General features: G+C 72.0%; 13 protein-coding genes. 2 read left to right on the forward strand and 11 right to left on the reverse strand.

The genetic code is table 11. The features are described 5' to 3' along the window. Positions 1-113 precede the first annotated feature (113 nt). Positions 114-1,088, forward strand: a complete 975-nt coding sequence (locus AB0A65_RS13360; protein ID WP_359950887.1) for an aldo/keto reductase — start codon at positions 114-116, stop codon at positions 1,086-1,088. Positions 1,089-1,120: 32 nt separating this feature from the next. On the opposite strand, the gene AB0A65_RS13365 is transcribed toward AB0A65_RS13360, so the two are convergent. After that, positions 1,121-1,603: a VOC family protein gene (locus AB0A65_RS13365; RefSeq protein WP_359950889.1), complete on the reverse strand. Its 483-nt coding sequence runs from the start codon at positions 1,601-1,603 to the stop codon at positions 1,121-1,123. Between the two features lie 73 nt (positions 1,604-1,676). Here AB0A65_RS13365 and AB0A65_RS13370 point away from each other — a divergent pair, with 73 nt between their 5' ends. Further along, positions 1,677-2,513, forward strand: coding sequence for a helix-turn-helix domain-containing protein (locus AB0A65_RS13370; RefSeq protein WP_359950891.1), 837 nt, complete (start codon positions 1,677-1,679; stop codon positions 2,511-2,513). Here AB0A65_RS13370 and abc-f read toward each other — a convergent pair. The 10 genes from abc-f to AB0A65_RS13420 all read right to left on the reverse strand — a co-directional run bounded on the left by abc-f (position 2,505) and on the right by AB0A65_RS13420 (position 13,790). Next, on the reverse strand, positions 2,505-4,136 hold the full coding sequence (gene abc-f, locus AB0A65_RS13375) for a ribosomal protection-like ABC-F family protein (protein ID WP_359951590.1): 1,632 nt from the start codon (positions 4,134-4,136) through the stop codon (positions 2,505-2,507). The two genes, AB0A65_RS13370 and abc-f, sit on opposite strands and share 9 nt — an antisense overlap. A gap of 266 nt (positions 4,137-4,402) precedes the next feature. Then, on the reverse strand, positions 4,403-5,722 hold the full coding sequence (locus tag AB0A65_RS13380) for a M20/M25/M40 family metallo-hydrolase (protein WP_359950893.1): 1,320 nt from the start codon (positions 5,720-5,722) through the stop codon (positions 4,403-4,405). 81 nt (positions 5,723-5,803) lie between these two features. After that, on the reverse strand, positions 5,804-6,994 hold the full coding sequence (locus AB0A65_RS13385; RefSeq protein WP_359950895.1) for a cation:proton antiporter: 1,191 nt from the start codon (positions 6,992-6,994) through the stop codon (positions 5,804-5,806). Continuing rightward, on the reverse strand, positions 6,994-7,479 hold the full coding sequence (locus AB0A65_RS13390; protein ID WP_359950897.1) for a TrkA C-terminal domain-containing protein: 486 nt from the start codon (positions 7,477-7,479) through the stop codon (positions 6,994-6,996). Before AB0A65_RS13390 ends, AB0A65_RS13385 begins: the two co-directional genes overlap by 1 nt. Before the next feature lie 155 nt (positions 7,480-7,634). After that, complete coding sequence (locus tag AB0A65_RS13395; RefSeq protein ID WP_359950899.1) at positions 7,635-8,633, reverse strand: serine hydrolase; 999 nt, start codon at positions 8,631-8,633, stop codon at positions 7,635-7,637. Between the two features lie 98 nt (positions 8,634-8,731). Further along, positions 8,732-10,051: a glutamate mutase L gene (locus tag AB0A65_RS13400; RefSeq protein WP_359951592.1), complete on the reverse strand. Its 1,320-nt coding sequence runs from the start codon at positions 10,049-10,051 to the stop codon at positions 8,732-8,734. A gap of 5 nt (positions 10,052-10,056) precedes the next feature. Next, entirely contained in the window at positions 10,057-10,440 is a 384-nt protein-coding gene (locus AB0A65_RS13405; RefSeq protein ID WP_359950901.1) for a hotdog fold domain-containing protein, read from the reverse strand. Next, positions 10,437-11,183 (reverse strand): OAM dimerization domain-containing protein, encoded by a 747-nt coding sequence (locus tag AB0A65_RS13410; RefSeq protein WP_359950903.1) that lies wholly within the window; start codon positions 11,181-11,183, stop codon positions 10,437-10,439. Before AB0A65_RS13410 ends, AB0A65_RS13405 begins: the two co-directional genes overlap by 4 nt. After that, positions 11,180-12,739, reverse strand: a complete 1,560-nt coding sequence (locus AB0A65_RS13415) for a lysine 5,6-aminomutase subunit alpha (protein ID WP_359950905.1) — start codon at positions 12,737-12,739, stop codon at positions 11,180-11,182. Before AB0A65_RS13415 ends, AB0A65_RS13410 begins: the two co-directional genes overlap by 4 nt. Before the next feature lies 1 nt (position 12,740). Continuing rightward, positions 12,741-13,790, reverse strand: coding sequence for an L-erythro-3,5-diaminohexanoate dehydrogenase (locus AB0A65_RS13420; RefSeq protein ID WP_359950907.1), 1,050 nt, complete (start codon positions 13,788-13,790; stop codon positions 12,741-12,743). Between the last annotated feature and the right edge of the window lie 41 nt (positions 13,791-13,831).

The following is a 13,831-nucleotide window of genomic DNA, read 5'->3' on the forward strand; positions in this document are numbered from 1 at the left end:
GCGATCCTATTTCGGAAACCGGCCGACCGGCCAGCGCGCGGAAGGATCGGGCCGTTCCCTCAAGCGCACCTGAGCCTTTCCCGCGAAACGCGTTCGATGTACCTTGTGAACCCATGGAACGCCGACCACTTGGACGCAGCGGCATCGAGGTCTCCTCCCTCGGGCTGGGGACCATGACGTGGACCACCGATGAAGCGGGCCTGGAGGACGCTGCCGCGCAGCTCCAGACGTTCGTGGAGGCCGGCGGCACGCTCGTGGACACCGCCGACGTGTTCGGGCAGGGCATGGCGGAGGCGGCGATCGGGCAGCTCATCGGGAAGATCGCGGCCCGCTCGCAGCTGCACATCGCGACGAAGGCGGGCGTGCGCACCGACGGGGCGCCGCGCAAGCGCGACACGTCGCGCGGGTGGCTCATGCGGTCCCTGGAAGGGTCGCTGCGGCGGCTCGGGACCGACTACATCGACCTGTGGATCCTGCACGTGTACGACCCTGACACGCCCCTTGAGGAGACGATGTCGGTCCTGGACGCGGCCGTGTCCAGCGGGAAGGTCCGGTACGTGGGCCTGTCCAACCACACCGGGTGGCAGACCGCGCGGGCGTACGCGTGGCAGGCGGCGTGGCCCGGGCGCACGCCGATCGTGGCGAGCCAGGTCGAGTACTCGCTGCTCCAGCGCGGCGTGGAGCGGGAGGTGCTGCCCGCGTGCCTGGCGATGGAGCTGGGGGTCCTCGCATGGTCGCCGCTGGGCCGGGGCGTGCTCACGGGCAAGTACCGGTTCGGGCGGCCCGCGGACTCACGGGCGGCGTCGGCGCAGTGGTCGCGGTTCGCGGGCGCGTACCTGGACGAGCGGTCGGCGGGGATCGTGGAGGCGTGCGCGACGGCGGCCGAGGGCCTGGGGGTGAGCCCCCTGGAGGTGGCGCTGGCGTGGGTGCGGGACCAGCCGGGCGTGGCCTCGGCGATCGTGGGCGCGCGGAACGCGACGCAGCTGCGGGCGTCGCTGGCGGCGGAGCAGCTGTTCCTGCCGCCGGAGATCCGCCTGGCGCTGGACGACGTGTCGGCGCCGACGGTGGGGTACCCGGAGAGTTATTGAGCCGCAGGCGGTCCGCCTGCGGCTCCCCCGTGCTACTCCTGGCTGCCCATGGAGGCGATCCACTCGTTCACGCGGCGCTCGCCCTCCTCGCGGGAGACGTCCTCGACGCGGGTCATGATCGACCAGCGGCGCCCGAACGGGTCGGCGATGGACGCGAAGCGGTCGCCGGTGAGGAACACCGAGGGCTCCTCGCGGACGGTGGCCCCGGCTTCGACGGCCTTGGCGAACACGGCGTCGCAGTCCTCGACGTAGAGGACCAGGGACGCGGTGATGTTCTCGGGGTCGGGCTCGGCCATGCCGAACGCCGGGTTGACGTCGCCGAGCTGGACGATCGAGTTCCCGATCTGGATCTCGCAGTGCGCGACGGTGCCGTCGGGCATGTCGTTGCGGGTGAGGACCCGCGCGCCGAAGACCCGCTCGTAGAACTCGATGGCCTTCGCGCCGTCCTTGACGACGATGAACGGCGTGACCGAGTGGTAGCCCTCGGGGATCGGATTCACGTTGCTTTCTGTCATGTCCCCCAGTCTGGTCCGCGGCCGTGGCCTGCGCTTGTAAAAAAGCGACGTACCCCGGCGCTATCTTCGGGGCATGCACGGACCGACGGCGAGCGACAAGGGCATTCTGCGGCCGCAGGAGGCCGCGAGGCACATCGACCTGCGGCGGTACCCGGTGACGGGGCCGCTCGCGAGGTACGTGGAGCGGTTCTGGGCGGTCCACTGGGACCTCCCTGAGGGCGCCTCGTACGAGTCGGTGGTGGTCCCCCACCCGTGCGTGAACCTCAGCTTCATGCCGGGGCTCGGGGCGGAGGTCCACGGGCCGGGCCTGGCGGTGTCGCGGCATCCGCTGACCGGCCGCGGCCGCGTGTTCGGGGCGAAGTTCCGGCCCGGCGGGTTCACGGCGTTCACCGGGATCGGGGCGGCGGCGTTCGCGGACTGGGTCGCGGGCGCGGGCACGATCTTCGGGCCCGAGGTCGAGGAGCTGAACGCGGTCGTGATGAGCGGCGGTGACGAGGCGGCCGTGGAGGTCGTGACGCGGTTCCTCGCGCCGAGGATGCCCGAGCGGGAGGACGTGCGCTACGCGGAGCTGCTGCGGATCGTCACGGCGATGCTGGAGGACCGCGGCATCACCAGGGTGGACCAAGTGGCATCGCGGTTCTTCATGACGCAGAAGGCGCTCCAGCGGCTGTTCCAGGCGTACATCGGGCTCGGCCCGAAGGCCCTCATCTGCCGGTACCGGATCCACGACGCGGCCGACCGCCTCGCCGCGGAGCCGGGCGCGGACCTGGCCCGCCTCGCCTCGCGGCTCGGATGGTCGGACCAGGCCCACTTCACGCACGACTTCAAGGACCTCATCGGGTTCCCTCCGTCCGAGTACGCCGCGCAGTGCGCCTCGGCCGCACGGGAACTCGTCATGGCACTACGGTGAAGCTTGCGAGCCGTTCGAGAGCCCAGTGGTGATGCGGCCTGCGTCCATCTCCACGCGGCGGCCCGCGAACGAGGCGCGGAGCCGCCGGTCGTGGCTGACCAGGACCACCGTGCCCGTGTAGGACGCCAGAGCCGCCTGGAGCTCCTCGGCGAGGACCGGCGACAGGTGGTTCGTCGGCTCGTCGAGCAGGAGTACGTCGACCGGGCGCGACACGAGCCGCGCGAGTTCGAGGCGGCGGCGCTGGCCCGTGGAGAGGGCCGCGACCGGTTTCCCGAACTGCTCGGGTGCGAAGAGCCCCAAGGCGAGCAGGGCCTCGGCGTGCTCTTCGAGCGTGCCGACGCGGCCGTCCGCGAAGGCCCGCAGGACCGACTGGCGGGCCGAGCCGGGCCCGGAGAGCTGGCGCAGGTGGCCGACCGCGCCGGTGCGCACCGCGGTGCCCGCGTCGGGTTCGAGCTCCCCGGCGAGGACCCGCATGAGCGTGGTCTTGCCCGCGCCGTTGGGTCCGGTGACGAGGACGCGTTCGCCTTGGGCCACGGTCAGTTCCGGGACGTCGAGGCGGTCGGCGACCCGGACGCCCGCCACGTGCAGGGCGGGCGCGTCGGAGCCGTCGCCCGCGGTCGTGAGCGTCGGCTCGAACCGGAGCGGCTCGGGCGGCGGCGCGGCGGGATCGGCGTGCAGGCGTTCGAGCCGCCGCTTGGCGATCTTGATGCGGCTCCCGGCCCCGTGGTCGCGGTTGCGGGACCGGAAGGCCCCGGTGGACATGTTCGCCATCGGGAGCTTGCGCGGGATCGCGTCGGCGCGGCCCGCGTTGTGCTCGACGATGCCCTCCTGGCGGACGACCTCGGCGACCCACTGCTCGTAGGCCGCCTGCGCCTGCTGGCGCTCGGTGGCCTTCGCGGTGAGGTAGCCCGCGTAGCCGTTGCCGTAGCGGCGGGCCTTGCGGTCCTCGACCTCGATCATCGTGGTGGTGACGGCCTCCAGGAACGCCCGGTCGTGGGTGACGGCCACGACGGTCCCCGACCAGTCGCGCAGCTGGCCTTCGAGCCAGGCCACGGCCGCGTCGTCGAGGTCGTTGGACGGCTCGTCGAGCAGCAGCAGCGCGGGCCTGGACGCGAGGGTCGCGGCCAGCACGAGCCGCGAGCGCTCCCCGCCCGAGAGGGTCCCGAGCGTGCGGGCGCGGTCGAGCCCGGGCAGGCCGAGCGCGGCCAGGGCCAGGTCGACGCGCAGGTCGGCGTCCCAGCCTTCGCGGGCCTCGAACTGCGCGAGGAGGTCGGCGTAGGCGTCGGCGGCGGTCTCGTCGCCGTCGGAGAGGGCCTTCTCGGTGTCGCGCATGGCGGCCTCGATCCCGCGGAGGTCGGCCAGCGCGAGGTCGATCGCGTCGGCGACGGTGCGGTGCTCGGGCAGGTCCAGCTGCTGGGGCAGGTAGCCGACGCCTCCCGGGGAGGTGACGGTGAGTTCGCCGTTGTCGGGTTCCTCGACCTTGGCGAGGAGCCTGAGCAGGGTGGACTTGCCGGAGCCGTTGTCGCCAACGACGCCGAGGCGTTCGCCGGGTTTGACGGCAAAGCCGACGCGGTCGAGGACGAGGTGGTCGGCGTATCGCTTGGTGACGTCCACTAGGGACAGATGTACGTGGCGGAGCACGGGCGCCTCCAGAAAGCAGTGGAAGGAGAAGGGAGCGGAGGCACGCGGGATCGGAGCGGAGTGCTTCGGGATCGGTGATGCGTGCCGGTGCGGTCGTGGCGGAGCGGTGCTCGACGCGGTGACCGGGCTGCTTCTAGAGGAAGTAAATCAACATCGCCGTGAAGTCTAGGGCGTTCGGGGAGCGGCTGTAAAGGGGCGCGCGGGAACCGGCGCGGTGAGGGTGCTCACCGCGCCGGCCGAGATCGTCCTTAGGACCTGGAGATGAACCGGTCCATGGCGTCCACACCGAACTGGAGGCCCGAGAGCGGGACGCGCTCGTCGATGCCGTGGAACAGCGCGGTGAAGTCGAGGTCGGCGGGGAGCTTCAGGGGCGCGAAGCCGAAGCAGCGGATGCCGAGGGTCGCGAACGCCTTCGCGTCGGTGCCGCCGGAGAGCATGTACGGGACGGTCCGGGCGCCGGGGTCGGCGAGGCGGATCGCCTCGGCCATGGCGTCGACGAGCGCGCCGTCGAAGGAGGTCTCGTAGCCGGGCTGGCGGATCTCGTATTCGAAGTCGATGCCCGCGCCCGCGAGCTCCTTGAGGGTCGCTTCGAGCTCGTCGTTGCGGCCGGGCAGGGAGCGGCAGTCGATGACGGCCTCGGCGGTGGAGGGGATGACGTTGGTCTTGTACCCGGCGTTGAGGCGGGTCGGGTTCGCGGTGTTGCGGAGCGTCGCGCCGACGAGGCGGGCGATCGGGCCGAGCTTGGCGACGGCCTCGTCGGGGTTCGACGGGTCGAACTCGACGCCGGTGAGCTCGGAGACCGACTCCAGGAACTGGCGGACCGTGGGGGTCATCTCGACGGGGAAGTCGTGCTGGCCGATGTTGGCGACCGCGCGGGTGAGGCGGGTGACGGCGTTGTCGTCGTGGAGCATCGAGCCGTGGCCGGGGCGGCCGGTGGCGCGCAGGCGCAGCCAGTCGAGGCCCTTCTCGGCGGTCTGGACGACGTAGACGCGCAGGTCGTTGGGGAGGGTCATGGAGAAGCCGCCGACCTCGCCGACCGCTTCGGTGACGCCCTCGAAGACCTCGGGGTGCTGCTCGACCATGAAGCGGGCGCCGTAGTCGGACCCGGCCTCCTCGTCGGCGGTGAACAGCAGGACCAGGTCGCGCGGGGGGACCTTGCCCGAGCGCTTCCAGTCACGGACGAGCGCGAGGAGCATGGCGTCGAAGTCCTTCATGTCGACCGCGCCACGGCCGAACAGGTAGCCGTCCTTGATCTCGCCGCTGAAGGGGTGGACGGTCCACTCGCTGGCCTCGGCGGGGACGACGTCGAGGTGGCCGTGGAGGAGGAGGGCCCCACGCGAGGGGTCGGCGCCGGGGAAACGGCAGGCGACGGAGGCGCGGCCGGGGGCCGATTCGTAGATCTTCGGTTCGAGGCCGACTTCGGCGAGCTTCTCGGCCACGTACTCGGCGGCGGCGCGCTCCCCCTTCGCGGTCGCGTTGTCGCCGGTGTTCGTCGTGTCGATGCGGATCAGGTCGCGCGCGATGTCGACGACCTCGTCCTCGGGGCGGGGGTTCGCGGTTTCAGCCATCCCTGAGTTGTATCAAGCCCGCGTAACGGTCCGCACCGTGCGGTGGCGGGAGTCGCAGTCGCCACTCCCGCCACCGTCGTGTCAGACCGCGGACTCGGCCAGGCGCCGGGCGCGCGCCTTCTTGCGGCGCTTGGCCACGATCGGGCCCGCGAGGCGCGGGGCCATCGGGCCGAGGGCCGCCATGATGAGCACGTACGCGGCGGCGACCGATCCGAGCTGCGGATCGAGCCCCGCCGCCACGCCGAGGCCGGCGATCACGATGGAGAACTCGCCTCTCGGGAGGAGGACGAGCCCGGCTCTGAGCCGGCCCGTGAAGGCCGAACCGCTCTGGCCCGCCGCCCACCACCCCGTGGCGAACTTCGTGGCGATCGTGACGACCGCGAGGGTGATCGCGATCGGCAGGACCGGCGGGAGGGCGGTCGGGTCGGTGGACAGGCCGAAGTTCACGAAGAAGATCGCCGCGAACAGGTTCTTCAGCGGTTCGAGGGTCTCCTCCGCCTGCCTGGAGACCTCGCCGGACAGGGCCATGCCGACGATGAACGCGCCGACCGCCGCGGACACGTGCACCTGCTCGGCGAGACCGGCGATGACCAGGACGATGCCCATGACCTTGAGCAGCAGGATCTCGTCGTTCGGGGAGGCCAGGAAGCGCGACAGCAGGTGCCCGCACTTCGAGGCGACCACGAACGCGCCCGCGACCGCGACGAGCGCGATGGCGAGGCCCCACGACGCCTGCGCGAACGCCAGGCCCGCGAGGATCGTGGTGAGGATCGGCAGGTACAGGGCCATGACCAGGTCCTCGGCGACCAGCAGCGAGAGCACCGTCGGGGTCTCGCGGTTGCCGAGCCAGCCGAGGTCGGACAGGACCTTCGCGATGATGCCCGAGGAGGACACGTACGTGACGCCGCCGAAGACGACGGCCGCGACGGGGCCCCAGCCGAGGATGAGCGCGCACGCGACGCCGGGGGCGGAGTTGAGCACGAGGTCGACCACGGCGCCGAGCCACGAGGTCTTCATGGTGCCGAGGAGTTCGCGCGGGGTGTATTCGAGGCCGAGCGTGAACAGCAGCAGCACCACGCCGACTTCGGCGCCGACTTCGAGGAAGCCGGTGATGGCGTGCAGTTCGTAGAGACCCCCGTGGCCGAACGCGAGCCCGGCGAGGAGGTAGAGCGGGATGGCGGAGATGCCGGCCCTGCCGGCGAAGGCCCCCAGGAGCCCGAGGGCGCCGACGAGGAGTCCGAGTTCGAGGAGGAGGGTGACGGTCTCGTGCACTACTCGATACCTCTGAGAATCCGGTCGACGGCGTCCACTGCCTCCTGCGTCCCGATCGTCACCAGGCGGTCCCCGACGTGGAGGATCGCAGAGGGAGCGGGTCCGGTCTCGACGCCGTCCGTGCGGACGATCGCCACGATCGAGGCGCCGGTGCGGGTGCGGGCGCGGGTGTCGCCGAGCGGGCGTTCGGCGTACGGGCTCGTCGCGTCCACGAGCAGCTGGCGCGACACGAGGTTGTCGATCTCGTGGTGCAGGCGGTTGAGCTTCTCGACGATGCGGGCGCCGCCGAGGAGTTCGCCGATGGCGGCCGACTCGTCGGCCGAGAACACGATGCAGTCGAGCATCGAGTCCGGATCATCGGGGTCGTAGATGATGAAGTCGCGGCGTCCCTCGCGGTGGGCGACGATGCCGAGGCGAATCCCGCGCTTGGTCTCGAATTCGAACCGCACGCCGATTCCGGGCAACTCGGTGCGCTCCACGTCCACTGTTGATCACTCCTTTTGTGTGGGATACGCACCGAACCGTACATCACACGGCGGACGCTGGAGCTGCGAGTCTGCTGCACGTACAGCCGGTCACGAGCCCGGCGCACGCCGAGCGGCCCCGGCGGGGACCGCCGGGGCCGCATCCGTTCGCGCGGTTACAGGTCGACGCTCGCGGCCTCAGGGTCCTTCACATCGAGGGTGACGGCGTCGTCGGCGGCCAGGCCGGCCGAGTTGACGATGTCGAGCATCTTGCGGCCCATGACGGCGTGCGCCTGGACCACGGGGTGGGTGGCGCCGTAGTTGCCCCAGTTGGCGTCCGACTGGTTCATGAACGAGTAGACCATCACGGGCGCCCCGGCGGTGTTGTAGACGACGCCGGACTCGCTGCGGGTGGCGTCGTCGGCGCCGTACTTCATGGCGATCCGGGCGCGCTCGGCCGAGGACATGGTGCGGCGGAAGCCGTCGTGGTAGCCCGACAGGCCCTTGAGGACGTTGAGGAAGAACCGGGTCGAGTTCACCGACAGGAGCTCGCCGAGCGCGAGCCGGTGCAGCAGCTCGTTGGTCTCGGCGGTCGTGGTGTCGCCCAGCCACATCCGGGCCGGGTTCGCGGGGTTGGGGATGACGCGGGTGTCGTCGAAGCCCTTCGCGGCGAGCACCTCGTTGATCTCGGCGGGCGGGCAGACCAGGCCGCACAGCCGCACCGAGGTGTTGTCGGAGGTCAGGAGCATCGCCACGAGGACGTTCGCGACGGTGATCTCGTCGCCGTACGCGGTCTGGTGGAAGTAGAAGCCGGACCCGGTGAGGATGATGTCCGAGGTCAGCGTGATGCGGTCGTCGAGCGCGAGCTCGCCGCGGTCGATCTTGTCGAGCACGCCGAGGGCGATCCCGAGCTTGTTGACGCTCGCGGCCGTCTGGACGCTCGCGGAGTTCTGATCGACGGCGGTGACCGTCTCGCCGCCGTTGAGGAGCGTGACCTTGGCCTGCCAGGTGCCCCCGGCCTTCGCCGACTCGGCGTCGTAGACGGCCTTGATCCGGTCGGCCGTGATGGCGGCCTGGGTCGCGGAGGTCTCCGCGTGGGCGGCGGTGCCGGTCCCGATGACGGCTCCGGCCGCGGTCACGGCGGCACCGAGTTTCACTACGTCACGTCGCTGCATGTTCGACCTTTCGTCGTTCTTCGGAAGGGACGATCGTCGTTCGGGTGAATACGCTTCCACGGCCCCGGACGGTTGCATCCGCGGTCCGATCAGGTCGGTCAGATCCCGGCCAGGAGGCGTACGGCGAGGTCGTGGCGGCCTTGGGCCGCAAGGAGACCCGCCGGGGCCAGCCGGTAGTCGGCGTCCACGGTGAACCGCGCGTCCTTCGGCGGGCGCACGCCCCCGGAGGTGTCGCCGCCGACCGCTTCCCGCAGCCACTCGGCCGCCTCGGGGTCGCGGCGCAGAATGCCGCCGGAGCCGACCACGAGGCCCACGGCCGCGAGGTCCTTGCCGCCGCGCAGCGGCTCGGTGGGCCCGCCGATGCGCTCCCCGCGGGCGTGGCGGCGGACCGCGACACGCGCGGCGAGGGCGCTCAGCTCCCGGTCGAAGGCCCGCTCGCGGTCGGTGTCGGCGCGGAACGCGGGGTCGGCGCCGCGCCTGCGCGCGGCGTCGGGGAGGTCCCAGTCGGTCGCCAGGTCCTCCTCGTCGGCGGCCTCACTGATGCCGACGGCGGTGTGGCGGACCCCGAGGTCCCCCTCCACCGTCCTTGAGCGCCAGGCGGTCCCGGCGACCTCGGCGCGCGGGCCCTGGAGCTCGGCGTCGGGGGTGAGCACGGAGTACACGTCGGTGGTCGCGCCGCCGACGTCCACGACGAGGAGGTCCCCGGTGCGCTCGGCGAGGAGCTCCACGCCGGTGAGCACCGCGTCGGGGGTGGCGGCCTTGACCATGGCGGTGAAGTCGGCGCTGGCCGAGAGGTGCTTCCCGGCGATCACGTGGCGCAGGAAGACCTCGCGGAGCGCGGTCCGGGCGGGCACGGGGTTGAGGGACCCGATACGCGGCAGGACGTTCCCGACGGCGGTGACCGGGATGCCGGCGGCTTCGAGGAGCGCGGTCACGTCGGGGGCGGCGTTCGCGTTGCCCGCCAGGACGACCGGGGTGCGCAGACCGGAATCGGCGAGGTCCTCGGCGTGGGCGCGGAGCGCGGTCTCGTCGCCGCCGTCGGTGCCGCCCGCGAGGAGGACCACGTCGGGGCGGGAGGCGCCGAGGGCCGCGAAGTCGCCCGCGGTGAGGTTCCCGGCGCGCACGTCCACGACGCGGGCGCCCGCGCTGAGCCCGGCCCGGTAGGCGGCGCGGGCGGTCACCAGCGGCTCGTTGCCGATGACGGCGAGCCGCAGGCCCCCGCCCGCGGAGGAGCACACGAGCGTGTCGATCACGTCGGCGCCCTTGGGGACCGCCGCATCGATCGCGATGCGCAGGCCGTCCATGACGTCGGTGCCGAGGGTCGTCGGGTGCGAGGCGGCCCCGAGGAGCGCGCCGGAGTCCGCGTCGACGGCGGCGGCCTTGGTGTAGGTCGAGCCGACGTCGGCGCAGACGATCACGCCGGTCAAGGCACCACCACGGTGCCCGTGGCGGTGGTGGCGGTGATGGGCTCGTCCAGGACGGCGGCGGCCGAGTCGCCGCGCTCGGGGTCAGCGCGGCAGACCACGGTGAGCGTGAACTCCACGGTGCGGCTGCGCTTCCCGGTGCGGACCACGACCGCGGTGGCCTCCACGACGTCCCCGGCCCGCACGGGCGCCTGGAACTGCACGTCGGAGTAGGACGCGAACAGGCCCTCGTCGCCGTCGGTGAGGATGCACAGCTCGGTGGCGACGTCGCCGAACATGCCGAGCCCGTACGCGCCGTCCACGAGGTTCCCGCCGTAGTGCGCGTGCGAGTAGGGGATGTAGCGGCGGTGGGTCACCTTGGTGCCGTTGTGGTCCGCGGTCATTCGGCGGCCTCTCTTGCGAAGACGAGTCGGTGGACGAGGAACGAGGCGACGTCGGAGGGCATGGTGCCCCGGGTGAAGATCCGGTCGACGCCGAGTTCGGCGGCGGCGCCCTCGTCGAAGCGGGGGCCGCCGACGACCAGGAGCGGGCGCCTGCCCGGCGGCAGGGCCTCGCGGAACGCGGCCGACATCTCGCGGGTGTTGTGCAGGTGGGCGTCCTTCTGGGTGACGACCTGGCTGACCAGGACCGCGTCGGCGCCCTCGTCCACGGCCCGGTTCACCAGGTCGGGGACGGCGACCTGGGCGCCGAGGTTGACCACGCGCAGCTCGCGGTAGTACTCCAGGCCCTTCTCCCCCGCGACGCCCTTGATGTTGAGGATCGCGTCGATGCCCACGGTGTGCGCGTCGGTGCCGATGCAGGCGCCCACGACGGTGAGCTTGCGCCCGAGCTTCTCGCGGACGGCGTCGTTCACTTCCTTGGGGCTGAAGTGCGGGTAGTCGCGCTCGACCACCTTGACCTCGTCGAGGTTGACGAGGTGCGTGGTCGCGCCGTAGACGACGAAGAACGTGTAGTCCTCGCCGATGGGCTTGGCGTGCACGAGCATCGCGCCGTCGAGGCCCATCTTCGCGGCGAGCTGGAGGGCCGCGCCCTCAGCGCGCTTGTCGTGCGGGACGGGCAGGGTGAAGGACATCTGCACCATGCCGTCGCCGGTGGTGTCGCCGTAGGGGCGCACGATGCGGCTCATTCGGTGCCTCCGTCCAGGAGCTCTGCGGCGGGGTTCCAGTAGTCCTCGGCGCGCTCCGCCACGCCGTCGAGGCCGCGGCCGCCGTCGGCGGGGCGCTTCATGATGCCGAAGGTGCCGTCGGCGATGGCGTTGAGCAGGCCGTCGTCCACGATCCTGCCGAGGAGGTCCACGGCCTCGCCGAGGACGTGGTTCGCGCGGTTGGCGATGAACCCGTCGGCGGGCGGGTGGAAGTCCTCGGCGAGCCCGGCGCAGGCGCTCAGGACGTACCTGACGTTCTGGAGCGCGATGTCGCGGTCGGAGAGCCAGGGGGTGACGACCGCTTCGGTCATCATGCCCACCAGGAGGATCGACTGCCCGGTCATGACCCCGGCGAGGTTGAAGAACCCGTCGAGGAGGTTGCCGCGGAAGACGTCGCCGGTCATGTGCTTGGTCGGCGGCATCCACTTCAGCGGCGCGTCGGGGAACAGCTGGCGGGCCAGGAGCGCGTGCGCGAGTTCGAGCCGGAACGACTCGGGCACTTCGGGGTTGATCTCGAAGGCGTGCCCGAGGCCCAGCAGCGGGTCGGGGAGTCCGGCCTCGTGGGCGAAGCGCTCGTTGAGCAGCTGCGAGACGGTGACGGTGTGCGCGGCGTCGACCGCGTCGGCCGTCGTCAGGTAGTTGTCCTCGCCGGTGTTGATGATGATCCCGGCGCGGGCGTGGACCTGGCGGCTGAAGCGCTGGTCCACGAAGGTGCGGATCGGGTTGATGTCGCGGAACAGGATGCCGTACATGGAGTCGTTGAGCATCATGTCGAGCCGGTGCATGCCCGCCAGCGCGGCGATCTCGGGCATGCAGAGCCCGGACGCGTAGTTGGTGAGGCGGATGTAGCGGCCCACTTCACGCGAGGTCTCGTCGAGGGCGGCGCGCATGAGCCGGAAGTTCTCGCCGGTGGCGTAGGTCCCGGCGAAGCCCTCGCGGGTGGCGCCTTCGGGGACGTAGTCCAGGAGGGACTGGCCGGTGGAGCGGATGACGGCGATGACGTCGGCTCCGGCCTTGGCGGCGGCCTGGGCCTGCGGGATGTCCTCGTAGATGTCGCCGGTGGCGACGATGAGGTAGATCCAGGGCCGTTGGGGCGGGTCGCCGATCTCGCCGACGAGCCGGTCGCGGCGGGCGCGGGAGGCGTCGATGCGGTCGAAGCCGTGGCCGACGGCGGCGCTGGCGCGGTCTCGGGCGGCCTGGGCCGCTTGGGCTTTCGGGAGCTCGAAGCGGACGCCGTCCGCGGCGGCGGCGTGGGCGAGGCGTTCGAGGTCGGGGAAGTCCTTGAGGGCGTGGAAGACCGGGAGGGCGATGCCGTGCTCGATGCCGACCTGGTCCTGGACGGCGTCGGCGAGGCGGTTGACCCAGGGGATGCCGTCGGGGTCGGCGCCGGTGAGTCCGGCGAGGCGGAGGGTGGCGCGTTCGACGGAGACGGTGGTGTGGCTGCGGGCCAGGTCCACGACGGGTTGGGCGGCCTTGGCGGCGAGGGCGCGGGCGCGGGCGACGAGGTCGGCGTCCAGCGGCAGGAGCGGTCCGGTCATGTCAGTGCCGCCCGGCGACGCGGTCGTCGAAGAGCGCTCTGAGGCCGGGATGGCGGTCGAGGAGCTGGAGGGCGTAGTCGGCGTGGCCGGGGGTGTAGCCGTTGCCGATGAGCATCTCGACGTCGGCGGCGAGTCCTTCGGCGCCGAGGGCGGCCTGGGGGAAGGAGGTGGCCATGGAGAAGAAGACGACGGTGCCGCCCGTGGCGGTGGAGAGGATCGCGCCGTGCTCGCAGCCGGGGACGTCGACGCAGACGACGGTGACGTCGGCGCCGCGGCCGCGGAGGGCGTCGCTGACGGCGGCGGCGAGGCCGAGGGGGTCGGTGGCGTCGGCGACGGCGATCCGGTCGGCGATGCCGAGCTTGTCGACGCGGTCGGCCTCGTCCTGGTCGCGGACGACGGCGAGGACGCTGGCGGCGCGGGCGTCCTTGGCGGCGGCGAGGGAGAGGGACCCGGACTTGCCCGCGGCGCCGAGGACGGCGACGGTGGGGCCGGAGTGGTAGCGGCGGGAGACGACGCGGCGGACGAGGGCGGGGGCGCCGCAGACGTCGAAGACGGCGAGCGCGAGCTCCTCGGGGAGGTCGTCGGGGATGGGGGCGGCGATGGAGCGGCCGAAGAGGATGGCGGTGCCGGCTGCGGGGACCTGCTCGGAACTGCCGTCCCAGCGCTCCAATCGGTCAGTAATGCGCAGCGGGGTGAGGGTGAGGGAGACGAGGGTGGCGATCTTCTGGCCGACTTTGAGGCCGAGCGGGGAGCGGGGTCCGACGGCGTCGACGGTGCCGATGAGCATGCCGCCGGAGCCGGTGACGGGGTTCTGCATCTTGCCGCGGGCCTCGACGATGGCGAGGACCTCGTCGCGGACGGCGGCGCCGTCGCCGCCGTGCTTGGTGTGGAGCTGCCGGTAGGAGGCGGCGTCGAGGTTGAGGCGCTCGACGCTGACGCGGACCTCGTCGTCGGCGATCTCGGGGTTCGGGTCGAGCCGGTCGGCCGCTTGTGGCAGTGCTCCGGCGGGGCTGACGACCCGGTGCGATCCGACCGGTGAGCCTGTCGACATCGTTGCCGCCCTTTCTCGTAACGGGAGTTGATCGAATCTCA

The organism is Glycomyces sp. NPDC047010, from assembly GCF_040644205.1.
Classification (GTDB): Bacteria; Actinomycetota; Actinomycetes; order Mycobacteriales; family Micromonosporaceae; genus Glycomyces.